The sequence below is a fragment of the Halomonas sp. Ps84H-12 genome, from assembly GCF_024124725.1.
GTDB lineage: Bacteria > Pseudomonadota > Gammaproteobacteria > Pseudomonadales > Halomonadaceae > Vreelandella > Vreelandella aquamarina.
Genome location: NZ_JAMXSJ010000012.1, coordinates 18572 through 36312, shown reverse-complemented (window position 1 = coordinate 36312; position 17741 = coordinate 18572). Strand labels below are relative to the sequence as shown.

Annotated in this window: 18 protein-coding genes; 7 read left to right on the top strand and 11 right to left on the bottom strand. The window is 55.3% G+C overall.

What is annotated here, in order from left to right; genetic code table 11:
- Positions 1–170: 170 nt before the first annotated feature.
- Positions 171–464, bottom strand: coding sequence for a succinate dehydrogenase assembly factor 2 (locus NH344_RS07960; protein ID WP_044628108.1), 294 nt, complete (start codon positions 462–464; stop codon positions 171–173).
- 220 nt (positions 465–684) lie between these two features.
- On the opposite strand from NH344_RS07960, the gene NH344_RS07955 reads away from it, so the two are divergent.
- From NH344_RS07955 to lapB, 3 genes are all read left to right on the top strand, one after another.
- Complete coding sequence (locus NH344_RS07955) at positions 685–981, top strand: integration host factor subunit beta (protein WP_044628109.1); 297 nt, start codon at positions 685–687, stop codon at positions 979–981.
- 99 nt (positions 982–1080) lie between these two features.
- Positions 1081–1386, top strand: a complete 306-nt coding sequence (locus NH344_RS07950; protein ID WP_044628110.1) for a LapA family protein — start codon at positions 1081–1083, stop codon at positions 1384–1386.
- On the top strand, positions 1387–2586 hold the full coding sequence (lapB, locus tag NH344_RS07945; protein ID WP_253027735.1) for a lipopolysaccharide assembly protein LapB: 1200 nt from the start codon (positions 1387–1389) through the stop codon (positions 2584–2586).
- On the opposite strand, the gene pyrF is transcribed toward lapB, so the two are convergent.
- Positions 2587–3291 (bottom strand): orotidine-5'-phosphate decarboxylase, encoded by a 705-nt coding sequence (gene pyrF / locus NH344_RS07940; RefSeq protein ID WP_058576291.1) that lies wholly within the window; start codon positions 3289–3291, stop codon positions 2587–2589.
- 283 nt (positions 3292–3574) lie between these two features.
- Here pyrF and NH344_RS07935 point away from each other — a divergent pair, with 283 nt between their 5' ends.
- Positions 3575–3859: a ComEA family DNA-binding protein gene (locus tag NH344_RS07935; protein WP_044628113.1), complete on the top strand. Its 285-nt coding sequence runs from the start codon at positions 3575–3577 to the stop codon at positions 3857–3859.
- Between the two features lie 69 nt (positions 3860–3928).
- On the opposite strand, the gene prpF is transcribed toward NH344_RS07935, so the two are convergent.
- From prpF to NH344_RS07910, 5 genes are all read right to left on the bottom strand, one after another.
- Complete coding sequence (prpF, locus tag NH344_RS07930) at positions 3929–5107, bottom strand: 2-methylaconitate cis-trans isomerase PrpF (protein ID WP_062375731.1); 1179 nt, start codon at positions 5105–5107, stop codon at positions 3929–3931.
- Positions 5108–5186: 79 nt separating this feature from the next.
- Positions 5187–7826, bottom strand: a complete 2640-nt coding sequence (gene acnD, locus NH344_RS07925; protein WP_044628115.1) for a Fe/S-dependent 2-methylisocitrate dehydratase AcnD — start codon at positions 7824–7826, stop codon at positions 5187–5189.
- Between the two features lie 31 nt (positions 7827–7857).
- On the bottom strand, positions 7858–8985 hold the full coding sequence (gene prpC / locus NH344_RS07920) for a 2-methylcitrate synthase (RefSeq protein ID WP_044628116.1): 1128 nt from the start codon (positions 8983–8985) through the stop codon (positions 7858–7860).
- Positions 8986–9064: 79 nt separating this feature from the next.
- Entirely contained in the window at positions 9065–9967 is a 903-nt protein-coding gene (gene prpB / locus NH344_RS07915) for a methylisocitrate lyase (RefSeq protein ID WP_044628117.1), read from the bottom strand.
- A 14-nt stretch (positions 9968–9981) separates the two neighbouring features.
- Complete coding sequence (locus tag NH344_RS07910; RefSeq protein WP_044628118.1) at positions 9982–10725, bottom strand: GntR family transcriptional regulator; 744 nt, start codon at positions 10723–10725, stop codon at positions 9982–9984.
- Between the two features lie 250 nt (positions 10726–10975).
- Here NH344_RS07910 and pabB point away from each other — a divergent pair, with 250 nt between their 5' ends.
- Complete coding sequence (gene pabB / locus NH344_RS07905) at positions 10976–12334, top strand: aminodeoxychorismate synthase component I (protein WP_044628119.1); 1359 nt, start codon at positions 10976–10978, stop codon at positions 12332–12334.
- Between the two features lie 118 nt (positions 12335–12452).
- Entirely contained in the window at positions 12453–13073 is a 621-nt protein-coding gene (locus NH344_RS07900) for a phosphoadenosine phosphosulfate reductase family protein (protein ID WP_044628120.1), read from the top strand.
- A 71-nt stretch (positions 13074–13144) separates the two neighbouring features.
- Here NH344_RS07900 and cysB read toward each other — a convergent pair whose 3' ends face one another.
- Complete coding sequence (gene cysB, locus NH344_RS07895; RefSeq protein WP_044628121.1) at positions 13145–14119, bottom strand: HTH-type transcriptional regulator CysB; 975 nt, start codon at positions 14117–14119, stop codon at positions 13145–13147.
- A gap of 289 nt (positions 14120–14408) precedes the next feature.
- Here cysB and trxA point away from each other — a divergent pair, with 289 nt between their 5' ends.
- Complete coding sequence (gene trxA / locus NH344_RS07890) at positions 14409–14792, top strand: thioredoxin (RefSeq protein WP_074210775.1); 384 nt, start codon at positions 14409–14411, stop codon at positions 14790–14792.
- A 60-nt stretch (positions 14793–14852) separates the two neighbouring features.
- Here trxA and NH344_RS07885 read toward each other — a convergent pair whose 3' ends face one another.
- The 3 genes from NH344_RS07885 to NH344_RS07875 form a co-directional block, all read right to left on the bottom strand.
- The gene (locus tag NH344_RS07885; RefSeq protein WP_044628122.1) at positions 14853–15986 is read right to left on the bottom strand and encodes an AI-2E family transporter; all 1134 of its coding nucleotides are present in this window, start codon (positions 15984–15986) and stop codon (positions 14853–14855) included.
- A 270-nt stretch (positions 15987–16256) separates the two neighbouring features.
- On the bottom strand, positions 16257–16601 hold the full coding sequence (locus tag NH344_RS07880) for a hypothetical protein (protein WP_044628123.1): 345 nt from the start codon (positions 16599–16601) through the stop codon (positions 16257–16259).
- Positions 16602–16727: 126 nt separating this feature from the next.
- Positions 16728–17369 carry a hypothetical protein gene (locus tag NH344_RS07875; protein WP_172416042.1) on the bottom strand — a complete coding sequence of 214 codons (642 nt, stop codon included), beginning with the start codon at positions 17367–17369 and terminating at the stop codon, positions 16728–16730.
- Positions 17370–17741 lie beyond the last annotated feature (372 nt).

The following is a 17741-nucleotide window of genomic DNA, read 5'->3' as shown; positions in this document are numbered from 1 at the left end:
GGCTGCCGTTCTTGGTGAGCTGCAGCGCCCCACATGGCTGCGCACTATAGGAGCAATACACTAACGCCATTCCAATGCTTAGCGTTAATCCCCCTAACCAATGGCCTATCGCCCAACCTATTAGTATCGCCAGCCCCAGCACCAACGCCCCGTAAAGCCCGCCTGCCAGCTTAGAGCGTGCGATAAGCAGTGTTATCGGTGGTTTCAGCATGCTCAACGATCATTTGCACAAGATGGCGCAAGTCCGGATCTTCAGGCCACTCACGATGCATCAGCCAAACGAACAAATCTTGATCCTCTTCTTCAATCAAACGCTGATACGTCAACTGCTCCTCTTCGCTCAGCGTGTCGAAGCGTTTTTCTAAAAAGGGAATTAACAGCAGATCCAGCTCCCACATACCGCGCCGGGAGTGCCAGTAAAGCCGCTTACGAAGCACAGCGGCGGGGGAAGTATCGTCGCTCAACGTCAGCCTCTCCGAGTAGATGAAAATGAAAAGCCAGTATACCGAAGCTGTGGGGTCGCGCCAGGGCCAAGCTTCGCCTATGCTGTTAATCAGCTTCGTACTAACTTGCCTAGTACCTTGTTTTATCTGAATTGTTTTATGCGGTTATGCGCAGTATGCTGATTTCAAAGTTATCGAGGTCGCATGTGCATTACGGCCTTTAAACGCAGGGAGCCAACCGATGACCAAGTCTGAACTAATCGAACAAATTGCGATGCGTCAACCGGAGCTATCCGCCAAGGATGTCGAAACAGCGGTGCGTATTATCCTAGATGATATGACCGATGCTCTCGCCACTGGAGGACGAGTAGAGATCCGTGGTTTTGGCAGCTTTTCGCTTCATTATCGCAAGCCGCGCACGGGGCGTAATCCTAAAACCGGCGACCCGGTAGATTTAGACGGCAAATACGTACCGCACTTTAAACCGGGCAAGGAGCTGCGCGAACAAGTCGATGCGAGCCGCGCTTTAGGTTACTAAAGCGAGTTAATAGCGCCATCCGACCTTCTGCGGGATGACGTCGCGCCCAGACTCAGACACAATAGCATCATCGTGAACGTCACTGATTAGGAAACTCTCATGCGTTGGATCAAAGGGCTGATTCTGGCCGTCATTTTATTGGTAGTGATGCTGGTGGGCATTCTGTTTGCTGTGAATAACCAGCAAGCCATTGCCTTAAACCTAATTTGGGCTGAACTGCCTGCCGTATCACTCTCCGTATGGCTACTAGCCACCCTAGCGGTGGGCGTCATTGTCGGCATGCTGGCCATGCTGGGTGTTTATGTTCGCCTGAAAGCACGGCTTGCCCGCAGTGAGCGTCACAATAAACAGCAGCGCAAAGAGCTAGACCGGTTACGCACTCAGGGGTTGAAGGAACTGGCGTAAATGCATGATGCTGTGCTGCTAGGCGTACTCTTGGCAGCCATTGCCATCGGCTTTGGCCTAGGCATCCGTTACGCCTACCGCCGCCAGCAGCACTCCCCCGCCTCGCGTACTCCCGGCTTATCACGGGAATACTTCGTCGGGCTGAACTATCTGCTGAACGAGCAGCCCGACGAAGCGATTAACACCTTTATCCATGCATTGGATGTTAATAGCGACACCATTGATACTCATATTGCCCTTGGCAAGCTTTTCCGTGCCCGCGGTGAAGCAGATAAAGCCGTTAGCATTCATCAAAACCTGCTAGCCCGCCCAGCACTCTCTACCACGACTAATGAAATCATTCAGCTTGAGCTCGCCCGCGACTTTATCGCCTTGGGTGTGCACGACCGAGCCCAGCGGCTACTGCGCAGCCTGCTAGAACACTCGGTGAACGAAGCGCTCCGTCTAGAAGCGAAGCGGCTGCTGATTGATTTACTTGAGCGAGAAAAAGAGTGGCAAGACGCGCTAGACGTTGTTCAACCGCTGATTAAGCAGCAACCCGCCATGCGCCGCCCTGCATCACACTGGCTCTGTGAACTTGCCCAACAGGAAATTGATCAATCTAGCCGCGCAATGGCGCGTAAGCACCTTAAAAAAGCGCTTCAGTTGGATGAGCACTGTATTCGCGCCACCTTAATGCTGGCTGAATTAGAGATGGATAATGGTCACTATGCAAAAGCTATCGAGCGGCTTAATCATATACCCCGGCAGGATATCGCTCACGTACCGACCATGCTACCAGCGCTCCAGCGCGCTTATACCCGCAATAACAACTTACCCGGCCTGGAAAGCCACCTGTATAAACTACTAGGCCAAGCGCCGTATACCAGCGTCATTGTGACGCTAGGGGAACTCGTTCATCAAAGAGATGGAGTAGACAGCGCTATCGAGCGAACCGGCAAGTGGCTGAGTGAAGCACCCAGCCTAGGAGGGCTTGATTACCTAGTTGATCTCTACCTGGAAAGTGAACGGCTCGCTGGTAAAGCCACACCGGATACCCGACTCCTCTTACTAAAACACCATACCGATGCCCTGCTGAAGGGACGCCCCCGCCATCGCTGCCGCCGCTGTGGGTTTAGTAGCGACAGCCTGGCTTGGCAGTGCCCCAGCTGCCGCCGCTGGGGCACTATTAAACCAATTACCGGCGTCGAGGGCGAATAGCTATTGCCCACCTACCAGCTCGGCCTCAATAGCCGCTAATGCTGCCATAGGGTCTTCTGCTTGCGTGACCGGACGACCTACCACTAAATGCGTGCTACCCGCCTGCATTGCGTCAGCAGGCGTCATGATGCGCTGTTGATCGTTCGCCGCCGCAAAGCTAGGACGAATACCGGGCGTTACTTTTAAGAATGCGCTGCCGCACTGCGCCTCGATCTGCGCCGCCTCCTGCGCCGAGCACACCACGCCGTCTAATCCGCTTTGCTGGGCCAGGGCTGCCAAGCGCATGACGTGCTCAGCAGGGCTTGCAGTAATGCCCACATCCGCCAAGTCTTCCGCCTGCATGCTAGTCAGCACCGTGACCGCAATTAAGTGCGTAGTAAGCTGATGGTCGGATAAGCGCTTTGCCGCTGCCTCCATCATTTTGCGCCCGCCAGAGGCGTGAACGTTTACCATCCAAACACCCTGCTCTGCCGCCGCCTGAACAGCACTGGCCACGGTATTAGGAATATCGTGAAATTTAAGATCCAGGAACACATCGAAACCACGTCCATGGAGCGCTTCCAGTACGGCAGGGCCACTTCGCGTAAACAGCTCTTTACCGACTTTGAGACGGCACCGAGTAGGGTCAAGCTGGTCTGCCATGCACAGAGCTGCATCAAGCGAAGGGTAATCCAGGGCAATAATCAGTGGGGAATCGGTGGACACGCGCTTACTCCGTGTTCGTGAACGCTTAAAGGGAAATTGCGCCATTGACGCGATGGGTATTGATTAGTGTACCAGCCCCACAGAGCTTGCAGTGTAAGCGATTGGCCATTTCCCTGTAGCAAAAGGCTTACAAAAACCATCGTCGATGACTTACAGCATTCACTGTTCTAAATGCTAATTTCAACTAAGGCGGCGAATAAAGCTTCACTCCTATCGCTGCGCTCATGGCCTTTCGTGCTGAGTACGCGACTGGCCCAATGGAAAAAACAGAAGGATGTTAACGATGCAGACAACGTTTAAGCGTATCGCAGCCGCACTACTTATTAGCCTCAGCCTTGGCCTATCAGGAACAGCGATGGCTCAAGCCATTGCGCCGATTAACGTCAACAGTGCCGATGAGGAACTGCTTGCTGAGCTGCCCGGTATTGGCCCAAGCCGCGCGACAGCGATTATTGAAGAGCGCGAAGCCAACGGTGCCTTTGAAAATGCCGATGACCTGACCCGCGTGAACGGCATTGGGCCAGCCACCGTTGACCGTATGCGTGATCAAATCAAATTTGAAGAGTAAATTTAAAAAGCAACCCACCACATGCCACCGCACGGTTACACATCGGCGGTGGCGGTGCTGACAAGCCGCTTAAATTGTATCGCCGGGCACTCGCACTCGCCCTTCCATTAACACTCGTGCACTGCGGCTCATTACCGCCTGATCAATCTGCCAGCGCCCGTCTACCAGGCTGGCTTTCGCCCCAACCCGAAGTGACCCTGAAGGATGGCCAAACGTCACCGCTTCACGCTCAATGCCACCGGCCGCTAAATTCACCAACGTACCCTGAATCGCCGCTGCCGCGCCAATAGCGACCGCCGCCGTGCCCATCATGGCGTGGTGTAGCTTGCCCATCGAGAGCGCCCGCACCACTAGGTCAATATCTTCAGCATTGATGGCTTTCCCACTCGATGCCATATAGCTAGCCGCGGGGGCCACAAAGGCCACTTTGGGAGTATGCTGACGGCTGGCAGCCTCCTCCACATGGTTAATCAATCCCATGCGGACAGCACCGTGGGCGCGAATCGTTTCGAACATCTCCAGCGCCTTGGCATCCCCATTAATCGCTTCTTGCAGCTCACACCCGGTGTAGCCCAGCGCCTCAGCATTCACGAACACCGTTGGAATACCGGCATTAATCAGCGTTGCTTTCAGTACACCAACACCCGGCACCTCTAGATCATCGACCACGTTACCGGTGGGAAAAATCGCGCCCTCACCATCGGCAGGGTCTATAAACGCGACGGGGATTTCTGCCGCCGGAAAGGTCACGCCATCCAGCTCGAAATCACCGGTCTCTTGCACTTCACCCTCCGCCATGGGTACTTGGGCAACGATGGTTTTCTGAATATTGGCCTGCCAAATACGCACTTCCGCGATGCCGTTTCGAGGCACCTTAGCGGGATCGACCAAGCCATTGGCGATAGCGTAAGGCCCTACCGCCGCGGATAGGTTGCCACAGTTGCCGCTCCAATCCACAAAGGGTTTATCGATCGAGACTTGGCCGAATAGGTAATCCACATCGTGATCGGGCGAGTCACTCTTCGAGAGAATCACCGTTTTGCTGGTGCTGGACGTGGCGCCCCCCATGCCATCAATTTGTTTTTCATAAGGGTCGGGGCTGCCTATCACCCGCAGCAGCAGCTTATCCCGCGCTTCACCCGGCACCTGAGCGGCGGTGGGCAGGTCACTCAAAGTGAAAAACACCCCTTTACTGGTGCCGCCCCGCATATAGGTGGCGGGAATACGCATTTGTGCTTGATGAGCCATGACGCACCTCTTAAACAATAGCCTGGCTACGGCCAGGCTATTCGCTATTCATTACCCCCTTACCATCGCGCTGAGACGACTAGGCAACGGAGGATTCCAAAAAGTCCTGAGCAAAACGCTGCAGCACGCCACCGGCAGAATAGATGGTCACTTCTTCGGCCGTATCCAATCGGCAAACCACTGGCACGCGCTCGGTGCTACCACTGGTGCGGTGAATGACTAGGGTGAGCATGGCGCGCGGTTCGGGCGTGCCTTCCACATCGAAGACTTCCGTGCCGTCCAACTCTAGGGTTTTCCGCGTGGTCCCTTCCTCGAACTGCAGCGGCATAACACCCATACCGATCAGGTTCGTGCGGTGAATACGCTCAAAGCCCTCGGCGACGATGGCCTCTACCCCCGCAAGGGCAACGCCTTTGGCCGCCCAGTCACGGGATGAGCCTTGGCCGTAATCCGCTCCGGCAATAATAATCAGCGGCTGCTTGCGGGCCATATAGGTCTCGATGGCTTCCCACATGCGGGTCACTTTACCCTCCGGCTCGATCCGCGCCAGCGACCCCTGCAGCACCTTGCCCTGCTCGTCGTGGACCATTTCGTTGAACAGTTTCGGGTTCGCCAACGTTGCCCGCTGGGCGGTCAGGTGATCACCGCGGTGGGTGGCGTAGGAGTTAAAGTCCTCCTCCGGCAGGCCCATTTTGTGCAAGTACTCCCCCGCTGCGCTATCGAGCATGATGGCATTGGAGGGCGAGAGGTGGTCGGTGGTGATGTTGTCCGGCAGAATCGCCAGCGGGCGCATGCCCTTCAGCCCACGCTCTTTCGCCATGTTGCCTTCCCAGTAGGGCGGGCGGCGAATATAGGTGCTCTGGGGCCGCCATTCGTAGAGCGGGCTTACCTGCGTGCGCGCACTCTTATCCAGATCAAACATCGGGATATAGGTTTGGCGGAACTGCTCGGGCTTCACCGACGACTTCACGATGGCATCGATTTCGCTATCGTCGGGCCAGATGTCCTTGAGGGTGATCGGATTACCCTGCGTGTCATACCCCAGCACGTCTTTTTCGATATCAAAGCGAATGGTGCCTGCGATGGCATACGCCACCACCAACGGCGGTGAGGCCAAAAACGCCTGCTTGGCGTAGGGGTGGATACGCCCGTCAAAGTTTCGGTTACCGGAAAGCACCGCCGTGGCGTACAGGTCGCGGTCGATGATTTCCTGCTGGATGTGCGGCTCCAGCGCACCAGACATCCCGTTACAGGTGGTACAGGCGTAGGCCACCACACCAAAGCCGAGGTTCTCCAACTCATCCATCAAGTGCGCTTCTTCTAAGTACATCTTGACGGTTTTTGAGCCAGGGGCCAGCGACGACTTCACCCACGGTTTGCGGGTCAGCCCTAACCGGTTGGCGTTGCGAGCAATCAACCCAGCCGCCACCATATTGCGCGGGTTAGACGTGTTGGTGCAGCTGGTGATGGCGGCAATAATCACCGCACCATCCGGCATTCTGCCTGCCTGCTCATCGGCCCGGGCTTTATCCAAGTCGATGGCGATACCCCGCTTTGCCAGCTCGGAAGTAGGCAGATGGGCATGGGGGTTAGAAGGGCCAGCCAACGTGCGCTCCACGCTTGAGAGATCAAACGTCAATACCCGTTCGTAATAGGCACTCTTGAGATCATCTGCCCATAGCCCAGTATGCTTGGCATACGCTTCCACCAGCGCGACTTGCTCATCTTCACGCCCAGTGAGCTTGAGATACTCAATGGTTTGGTTATCGATGTAGAACATCGCCGCCGTGGCACCATACTCCGGCGTCATATTGGAAATCGTGGCGCGGTCGCCCACGGTCAGCGCGTCAGCGCCTTCGCCGTAGAACTCTAAGTAAGCGCCCACTACGCGCTCTTTACGCAGAAACTCGGTAATCGCCAGCACCATATCCGTGCCGGTAATCCCCGGCTGCAGCTTGCCAGTGAGCTCGACCCCGACAATATCCGGCAGGCGCATCATCGAGGCGCGGCCCAGCATCACGCTTTCCGCCTCCAGGCCACCGACACCTACGGAGATCACCCCTAGCGCATCCACCATCGGCGTATGGCTGTCGGTACCCACACATGTATCTGGATAGGCAATACGCACGCCCTGCTCATCAGGGCGGCACTGCACCACTGGGGACATCTTCTCCAGGTTGATCTGGTGCATGATGCCGTTGCCGGGAGGAATCACGTCGACGTTTTCAAACGCCAGCTTGGTCCAGTTAATAAAGTGGAAGCGGTCGTCGTTACGACGATCCTCTACTTGGCGGTTTTTCTCGAAGGCATCCTTCTCAAAGCCCGCATGTTCGACGGCCAGCGAGTGGTCGACGATAAGCTGAGTGGGCACAACCGGGTTGACCTTGGCCGGATCACCGCCTTTGTCGGCAATGGCATCACGCAGACCAGCTAAATCTACCAGCGCGGTTTGGCCAAGAATGTCGTGACATACCACCCGTGCCGGGTACCAGGGAAAATCTAAATCCTGCTTGCGCTCAATGAGCTGTTTTAGAGCATCGGTGAGCAGCTCAGGGTCACAGCGACGTACCAGCTGTTCGGCCAATACACGCGAAGTGTAGGGCAGTTTGGCATAGGCGCCGTGCTGGATATCCTCGACCGCTTGGCGTGCATCGAAGAACTCTACCGGCTCGCCCTCTACCAGAACGCCCGGTAGCGGCTTGCGATAATTCGTGTTCATAACGCCTCTCACTTAGTCACCTCGCAACCGATCAGTCGCGCGCTTCGATGGGTACCCATTCGTTCTTCTCAGGGCCGATGTAATCAGCACTGGGGCGAATAATTCGATTATTGGCACGCTGCTCGAACACATGCGCTGCCCAGCCAGTCACCCGGGACATCACGAAAATCGGTGTAAACAGCTTGGTCGGGATATCCATGAAGTGGTAAGCGCTGGCATGGAAGAAGTCCGCATTACAGAACAGCTTCTTCTCCCGCCACATTACCTCTTCACAGCGTACCGACACCGGATAGAGCACCGTGTCGCCTACATCTTCAGCTAACTTTTTGGACCACTCTTTGATAATAGCGTTGCGCGGGTCCGACTCACGATAGATGGCGTGACCAAAGCCCATGATCTTCTCTTTACGCTCCAACATACCGAGCATTTCCCGCTCTGCTTCCTCTGGCGATGCCCAGTTCTCGATCATCGCCATGGCAGCTTCGTTGGCACCGCCATGCAAAGGGCCGCGCAGCGAGCCAATCGCGCCGGTGATACAAGAGTGCATATCGGAAAGCGTAGAAGCGCATACCCGAGCGGTGAAAGTTGAAGCATTGAACTCGTGCTCGGCATAGAGAATCAGCGAGACGTTCATCACGTGAGCATGAAGCTCAGAGGCTGGCTCGCCGCGCAGCATATGTAGGAAGTGGCCACCTACCGAGGCATCATCAGTTTCGGTATCAATACGCACGCCGTCATGGCTGAAGCGATACCAGTAGCAAATAATCGAGGGCAGCACCGCCAGCAGACGATCCGCCACATCCTGCTGCTCGTCAAAACTCTCCTCGGTTTCCAGGTTACCCAGCATGGAGGCCCCCGTACGCATCACGTCCATCGGGTGAGCGTCTTTAGGAATCTGCTCCAGCACGGTTTTCAGCGCATCAGGCAGGCCACGCAGGCCTTTTAGCTTGGCAATGTAGTGGTCAAGCTCCGCCTGGTTGGGCAGTTTGCCTTTCAACAGCAGGTAGGCGACTTCTTCAAATTTGGCTTTTTCAGCCAGCTCCTTAATATCAAAGCCGCGATAGGTGAGGCCGGAACCGGTTTTACCCACGGTACATAGGGCCGTCGCACCTGCGCTCTGCCCCCGAAGTCCTGCGCCTGCTAGCGGTTTATCAGCCATGTTATCTCTCCTGACGTACTTATTAGTTTTATAAGTGTTGTTAGTAAATTAGCGCTGTTAGCTAAAGAGCTCGCTTTCGTTAAACGTCTTTTTGCTCGGCAAACAGCGCGTCAAGCTTTTGCTCAAAGTCGTGGTAATTCAAAAAGCCGTACAGCTCATCGCGGGTCTGCATGGTGTCGACCACCTCACGTTGATGACCGTTATCTAGAATGCTCTGGTACACCTTCAACGCGGCGGCATTCATGGCCCGGAACGCCGAGAGCGGGTAGAGCACCATGCGGCAACCCACTTCACCCAGCTCCTGCTGGCTAAACAGCGGCGTCGCGCCGAACTCGGTAATGTTGGCCAAAATGGGAGCATTTACTCGCTGGCAGAATGCCTTATAGTCATCCAGCGTATGTACCGCTTCGGCAAAGATAGCGTCGGCACCTGCTTCCACGCAGGCGTTCGCCCGCTCGATGGCAGCGTCCAGCCCCTCTTTTTGGAACGCATCGGTGCGTGCGATGAGGTAGAAATCGGGGTCCAGCTTGGCATCGGCGGCGGCTTTGATGCGGTCTACCATTTCCTGCTGCGAGACAATGGCTTTGTTCGGCCGGTGGCCGCAGCGCTTTTGCGCTACTTGGTCTTCCAAGTGAACAGCCGCCACGCCTGCCCGCTGCATCTCTTTCACAGTGCGGGCAATATTAAACGCACCGCCCCACCCTGTATCGATATCCACCAGCAGCGGCAACTCAGTGGCGCCACAGATGCGGTGTGCATCTTCCACTACGTCGTTCATGGTGGTCATACCTAGATCCGGCAGGCCAAACGATGCATTCGCCACACCACCACCCGAAAGATAAATGGCTTGATGGCCTACACGCTCAGCCATCATGGCCGTATAGGCGTTGATGGTGCCTAAAATCGGCAGCGGGCGATTGGCTTCAAGCGCGGCACGAAACCGTGCCCCAGGGGTAAGCTTGGATGATGGTGTGGTAGACATGGGCGTTAGCTCCTTTAGTCGGCAGATGTTGTTGATTGTTGTTCGAGAATGGCGGCATAGCGGTCAGCGACATTGGCACGAGAAGCGCTGACATGGCGGCGCATCAATAGCTCGGCAAGTTCAGCGTCACCGGCTTCAATAGCGTCCACAATACGGTGGTGCTCTACAAATGCCCGCTGGGGGCGCGTACCGCTGGCACTAAACTGGGTACGATAGAGGCGCACTAGGTAGTAAAGGTCATCGCAAAGCAGGTTCATCAGCATCTTGTTGTGGCTGCCTTGAACAATGCAATAATGGAAATCCAGGTCGCCTTCACGCTGGTAATAGGCTTCACCGCGCTTTAAGTCGCCCTGGCTTTCATGCACCGCCAGTACATCGCGTAAGCCCTGAATCTCCTCAGGCGACATATGCTCGGCGGCCAAGCGGGCAGCCATGCTCTCTAAGGCTTCGCGTACGTCGAAGAGCTCCAGCAGCTCTTTCATGGAGAGTTTGACCACCCGCGCGCCTACGTGGGGCACGCGTTCAATCAAGCGGTGAGCTTCCAGGCGTCGCATGGCTTCACGCAGCGGCCCACGGGAGATACCGTAGGTTTTGGATAGCCCTGGCTCGGTAATTTTACTGCCTGGCGCTAGCTCGCCGCGCACAATGGCGCTTTGCAGCTGATGAAACACGCGCTCTGCGAGCGTACGCACCTCAGGTGAGACCGGCTCGGACGAGGCTTCATCGGAAGGCGAGGAGGTTGTAGCAAGTAACGTCATGGCTTATTGTCGACAATCAAGGAATAGAGGAACTTTATCCCTCTCTATTTCCCTCGTCAACCATGCAAAATAGGCGTTTTTATACGTCTTTCGTTGCAAGCGGGTATGGACCCGGGAAGCAACTGTCAACAATCAAATAAATTAGAATAGCTCGCACCTCAAGCGTGAGAAAGTCGTCGATGGCTTCTGCTGGTGCGATGGTGGTACGACCTATAAAATATGGCGCCCTCACTGGCCTGGCGTTTGCTTCATGACAACGGCGTTGACGATTACAGCCCTGCCCTACTCTTCCGACCCTTTGGCACTGTTTGCCAAACTCAGGCAACGCCCCGGTGCGGTGTTGCTCGATAGCGGCCGTCCGAAGGCCACAACCGGGCGTTACGACATCCTTAGCAGTGACCCCCTCGCTACGCTAAAAATATCGCCAGATGGCCACACAGCGTTTGAGTCTGACACGCTGACACTCCCCCCATCGTTGATGGGCAACAGCCATGCACAGCAGCAGTGGCTTTTAGAGCAGCTACCCACAGCCAACCTCAAGAGCGAGCTCCCCTTTTTAGGTGGCCTGATGGGTTACTGGAGCTATGACCTTGGCCGCAACCATGCAGACATACCCAGCCAGCACCCGCCCGTCACCCAGTTACCTTTAGCGCGTTTAGGGCTGTTTGATTGGTGTATCACATTTGACCACGTCACCGAACAAGCGTGGCTGGTAGGCAGCGAACAGCGGCGCAAGCAGGTAATGGAGTGGTTAAACGAACCAGCAACACCTAGCCACGCCTTTCGGCTCACACAGCCGTTTATAGCCGAACTTAGCCAGGCAGAATATACCGAGCGTTTTGCGGCGGTACAGCGCTATATCCTTGCGGGGGACTGCTACCAAATCAATTTGGCCCAGCGCTTTTCGGCCCGCTATCAAGGAGACGAGTGGCAGGCATACCTTAAACTGCGTGAAGCAACGCCTACGCCCTTTTCAGGCTTTATGGCATGGGGTAGCCAAGCTGTTTTATCACTCTCCCCTGAGCGCTTTATCCAGTGCCGTGACGGCTTGGTGGAAACCCGCCCGATAAAAGGCACCCGCCCACGAGGAAGAACCCCAGAAGAGGATCGTGCCCTGTCGGACGAGCTGCTCAGCAGTACTAAAGATCGCGCGGAGAACGTGATGATTGTGGACTTGCTGCGTAATGACCTAGGGCGCGTATGCACACCTGGCTCTATTCGCGTGCCGCAGCTGTGCCAGCTTGAGAGCTATCCCAACGTGCACCACTTAGTCAGCGTGGTACAGGGCCAACTTGCTGCCCAGCACTCACCGCTTTCGCTGCTCACCGCCGCGTTTCCTGGCGGCTCGATTACCGGCGCGCCAAAAATACGGGCGATGCAGATTATTGATGAGCTGGAACCCTGCCAGCGCAGCGTTTACTGCGGCAGCCTAGGTTATATCGATGTTCGCGGCAGCATGGACACCTCCATTGCCATACGCACAATGGTGGCTGACGATGGCGCTCTCCACGTGTGGGGTGGCGGCGGGCTGGTGGCGGATTCAAAAGCAGATGAAGAGTACACCGAAACGCTGGATAAGATCCGCCACTTAATAGACGCTTTGGAATAAGCGATCAACGTTCTTACATCAAAAAGAAATATAAAAGCCTAACCAAACGGTATTGGGGAGAAGCCCCCCGCCTTTGGTAGCCTAGGGGCATTGCACACTTTTTCACTTAGGAGGCCGCATGTCCTCAACGCTTGAACAGATTAATCGCGACTTTGCCAACAACCCTCAAGAACTGATTGAGTGGGCGTTCAGCCAGGGCGAACGCCCTATCTGCACCACCAACTTCCGCCCCTTCGAAGCGGTCATTCTGCATATGGTGACGCAAGTACGCCCTGATATCCCCATTGTCTGGATGGATAGCGGTTACAACACCGAGGCGACTTACCAGTTCGCCGATGCGCTGATCCAGCGCCTCAATTTAAACATTGTCAGCTTTTTGCCAAAGCGTACTCGCGCCCACCGCGAAGCGCTGGAAGGCCCCATGCCCGGCATTGATGACCCGCGCCATGATGCCTTTACTCAAGAAGTGAAGCTTGAACCATTTGAGCGCGCACTACGCGAGATGCAACCCGATGTGTGGTTTACCGCGCTACGTGCCGAAGACACGCCCGAACGGGCTAAAATGCAGGTGGTTAGCCGCAATAGCGACGGCTTACTAAAAGTCGCCCCACTGCTGCAGTGGACCGCTAAAGATATGTACTACTACTTAGAGGCCCACGACCTACCCAACAACTTCGACTACTTTGACCCCACCAAGGTAGAAGAGAAACGCGAATGCGGGCTACACCTTCAGCACTAAGCTACCAATAAAGCTACCAATACCCAGCACGACGCCCAGGCTTCCCGCCTGGGCTTAAAATGAAATAGCACTTAATACTCAGGCAGTTCTACACCCTCAAACAGCGCTTGTTCAAAGCGCGGCCCGGCCATGAGTGCTTCGTCCACCCGGTCACGGGTTAAGTGAGGCGCAAAGCGAGCCAAGAAGTCGTACATATAGCCGCGCATAAAGGTGCCACGCCGAATGCCGATTTTAGTGGTGGAGCTGGCAAATAAATGGCTGGCATCCAGAGCCACTAGGTCACTATCTAGCACCGGATCTACGGCCATGTGAGCGACAATGCCAACGCCCATACCTAGGCGAACGTAAGTCTTGATCACATCGGCATCGGCAGCGGTTAGTACCACATTGGGTGTTAAGCCCTTCTCTTTGAATGCATCGTCTAACTGTGAACGCCCGGTAAACCCGAACACGTAAGTCACCAGTGGATGCTCGGCCAGGGCCTCAAGCGTTAGCGGGCCATCCAGCGCTGCCAGTGGGTGCTCTTTGGGCACCAGTACGCAACGGTTCCAGCGGTAGCACGGCAACAGCACTAAATCGGTAAATAGCTCTAATGACTCCGTCGCAATAGCAAAATCTGCCAGCCCTTCGCTCACCATCTGGGCAATCTGCTTAGGCGTGCCTTGCTGCATATGCAGCGCCACTTCGGGGTATTTCAGAGTAAATTCACTGATAATCGGCGGCAGCGCATAGCGAGCCTGAGTATGGGTCGTGGCAATCGCCAGGCTCCCGCGGCGCTCGTCGCTATGCTCTTGCGCCACCTGCTTGATATTTTCGGTCAGCTTAAGTACCTGGCCTGCTAGCTCGATAATCGACTGCCCAGCAGGAGTGACGCGGGTTAAATGTTTTCCACTGCGAGCAAAGATTTCAACGCCTAGCTCATCCTCCAGCAAACGAATCTGCTTTGAGATACCCGGTTGAGAGGTAAACAAACTCTGCGCCGTTGCCGAGACGTTCAGGTTGTGTCGATTGACTTCCCAGATATAGCGAAGTTGCTGTAGCTTCATATCCTCACCCTATAATCTATGCAGGAAGCACGTAAAAGCGCATCCTCACGCTGCCACTGTGTGCTTAGCCAAGCGCGCGGTTTCGTGGCTCAATTTCATGGCTCAATGAGCACATTTTTGAATAAAAAAACGCCTCGTAATTCACTTATAGTATAAAAAATAGAGGCTATGAACATCTATTAATTTTTTCTATTTAAGGACAAATCGCATCAAGAATTTGCCAGCACCCTTCGCGCACGCTAACATCTGGCAAACTTGGCGCGGTGAAAATGCGCTAATATTTCGCGTAATGACCGTTGCTCCACTTGAGGCAACGAAACAGCAAGAGCAACGCAAACGGGAGAAGCAAATGGCTAACAATGTTGATGTCACCAACGCCAATTTTGAGCAAGAAGTCCTCAACGCCGAACAGCCTGTCCTGCTGAAGTTCTGGGCCCCCTGGTGCGGCCCGTGTAAAGTCATGGCACCTGTTGTTGATGAAGTGGCCGCTGAGCGTGGCGATAACCTGAAAGTCGTCAGTGTGAATGTTGACGATGCACCTGAAATTGCCGCAGAACAAGGCGTCCGCGGTGTACCCACCGTCATGCTGTTTAAATCCGGCACTAAAGTCGCTTCACTGGTTGGTGCGCAATCTAAGTCGCAGTTGACCCAGTTTATCGACCAAAACGCCTAAGCTGGTAACGTTACCGCTGGCACTGCCAGCGGTATCTCTGTTCTTATTGGCATTGCCTGCCTAAGCGTCGCTTTCTTCTCGCTTCGCCCACTCACCCCGCTTCCAAGGCGGCCGACGCGCGTCTCCAGGGCGTCTCATCTGTACATTACGCTGCTTACCCGGCCCTAATAGATGGGCTATCCAGCGCGTTTGAGGGTGGCTATCCAGAGCAATCTTTAGCGTCATCGTTAGCACCACCGACAGCAGCATGCCCGCCGCGCCAAAGACCCACCCCCACACCACCAGTGAAAGAAACGCCACAAAGGTGGATAACCCCAGCGCCTGCCCCATCACTCTAGGCTCAATCAAATTGCCCAAAATAAAGTTGATGACCAAGTACGCCGATGCCAACAGAAACGCCTGCAGCACACCGCCATCCTGAGAAACCAACAGCAGCAGTACCGGCGGAATCGCAGCCAACGCCGAGCCAATATTAGGAATAAAGTTAAGCGCAAATGCCAATACGCCCCACAGCAGCGGAAACTCAACGCCCACCAGCAGGCACGAGAGCCAGACCAACACACCGGTTGCCAAACTAATCACGGTTTTAACCGCCAAGTAGCGTTTTAGCGTTAGGCTAAATTCACTAAACCGCTCCAAGCTCGGTGCCGGATTTTCAAGCGCCCGGGACACCTTATCGCGAAAATTCAGCGTCTCGAACAGCATGAAAATCACCAGCAGCGCGACGATACTGCCCTGCATAAACAGCGAGCCAATCTCACCCAGCAGTGTGGCCACCCAGGAGCCGCTCTCCTCCATGGCAAACATCGAACTGAGCTGGTCGGGGTCGATAGCCAACCCATGAGAGGCCAGCGCATTGAGCAAGTCCCAGTAGTGCTCGTAAAGCCTGGTTTCAATATCAGGCAGCGCTTCAACAAAGGTACTGAAGCTATTGACCACCAACAGGCCAATCAGCGATATAAAACCCACCAACACCAGTAGCGTAATCAACGCCGACATCCGCCGACTCAAACCGCAGCGATGCAGCCACTGCACGGGTGAGGTGCACACCACGACAATAAACACCGCCAGCAGTAGCGGCACCAACAGGTCCGCGCCCACTTTCATTCCCGCAATAATCACTACCAACGCGGCAAGCGCCAGTGTGGCATTGAGCGGGATACTTCGATAATCCTCATCCGACAACTTCGACATAGCCCTTTCCTTAGCGTGTTATCCATACATAATGGCTGCTTGCCTGTTATTGCACAAACCATGCAAACATTAAGGAGTCAACTGATCGCTCACTACAAGCTTTAGCAAGGCCAGGGGGTTTGTCAAAGATGGGGAAGCGGCCATTTTGCCATGATTCCGGCGTGCCCGGGCGGATTGTTGGCCGTGCGACTGCCCATATCGTCAGGGCCGATAAATATCAACCCGCCCGGCGCCTTTCGAATCCGGGCGGGTTTTTGTGTTTTCTCCAGGTTACATTTTGTCATCCATCGGAAGAATGGCAAGGAATGGCCGTTCACTGTGGGCACCCAGAACGATATTCCACTGCAGCAATACTTCCATGCCGCTGTCGCCGCCATCAACGTCAAGACGACGCGCCTGTACCTGCAATCGTGCATGGGGCGAGTAATACCAGCTGTAATGCGCCGAATAAGCCCTGGACGTCAGCGATTTATCCAGTCGCCCCTGAGTGTATTCGGCACCCGCGCCCAGATGATGCGCAGGTTTGAATTGGTAATCCACGAGTGTCCAGGCGCCGTTGGCGTTGTTGCTGACGCCAGGGGCGATTTCCCGCTGGTTGAACAGGACCTCGCCCATCCAGGAAAAACGTGCCGGGTAATCGTAGCCCCGGGCAAATTCCGGTTCGAGCAGGACGCGGAAATCCAGCGCCTGTATATCGGTTGTACCGCCCGTATCGTTCTTGCCGGTCAGGGCACTGAGACCTCACTGGTAGGCCATGTCACTGGCCTGACGACCAAAATAGAGTTTGCCGCCAAAGGCCTTGTCACCGGACTGGCCGGCATCAAACGCCGCATCGTTGTCGGAATTGAACACGGCGCCGCTGATGCCGGCACGGTAGCCGTTGCCCAGATCGGTGAGACGACCCAGGGTGACAGCCGTCTCCCGAAGCTGTTCTTCGCCGAGAAACTCCTCCACTGGCAAGGGAAGTGAGACTTGTGGCCGTTCCGGTTCATGAACGGTGTTGAGCAATCCGAACTCGTTACGATACTTCCCTGCTTTCAGCCTGAACCCTCTTCCCAGGTCGGCGATCACTGCGGCCTCCTCGACACTTATGTCCTCATCGGACGGCCGGGTCAGGAATATCATCCCATAGAGCCAAGGATTGATCTGCGATTCCAGGGAAACCTCCACTTCACGCAGGTCAAGCACCTGGCGGTTCATATCAGCACCGAAATCCCGGGCTTCGGCGATCAGATCCATATTGGCGCCCACCCGCAGGTCCCCGGACCAATGACTGTCGTGAACCGCCTCGGCACTGTAGGCAAGCGGAACAGCCCCTGCTGTCATGGATAAGCCGAGCATTACGATGGCTGCCGGCGATAACCGGTTATAGTTGCCAATCATTACGTATTCCTGAATTGATTTATCGTGCGAATCCCCGAGCAGGCACGCAGTAACCGTGCACTGCGCACTTGCTCATCAATTAAACGGGTAAACAGAGACAGATCAGAACAGGGGTGGTGCGCGGGCCAGCCAGGGGTGGATAAAAATCCGGTGGAAGTGTTGGCTGTACGGTATTTCCAGAAACAGCGCCGGAATCAGTAACGGAAGACCGGGTAATGGCGGGGATAACTGAGCATAAGGCAGGTGATTGAGCAGACATTCCTGATGCCCGACCGGGCCCCCGCCAGCACCATCGATGTCATGCATGGCAAGGTGCTGCGCGGCGAGCAGCAACGAAAGTATCAGCAACAGCCTGAATAGGCAATTGCCGTG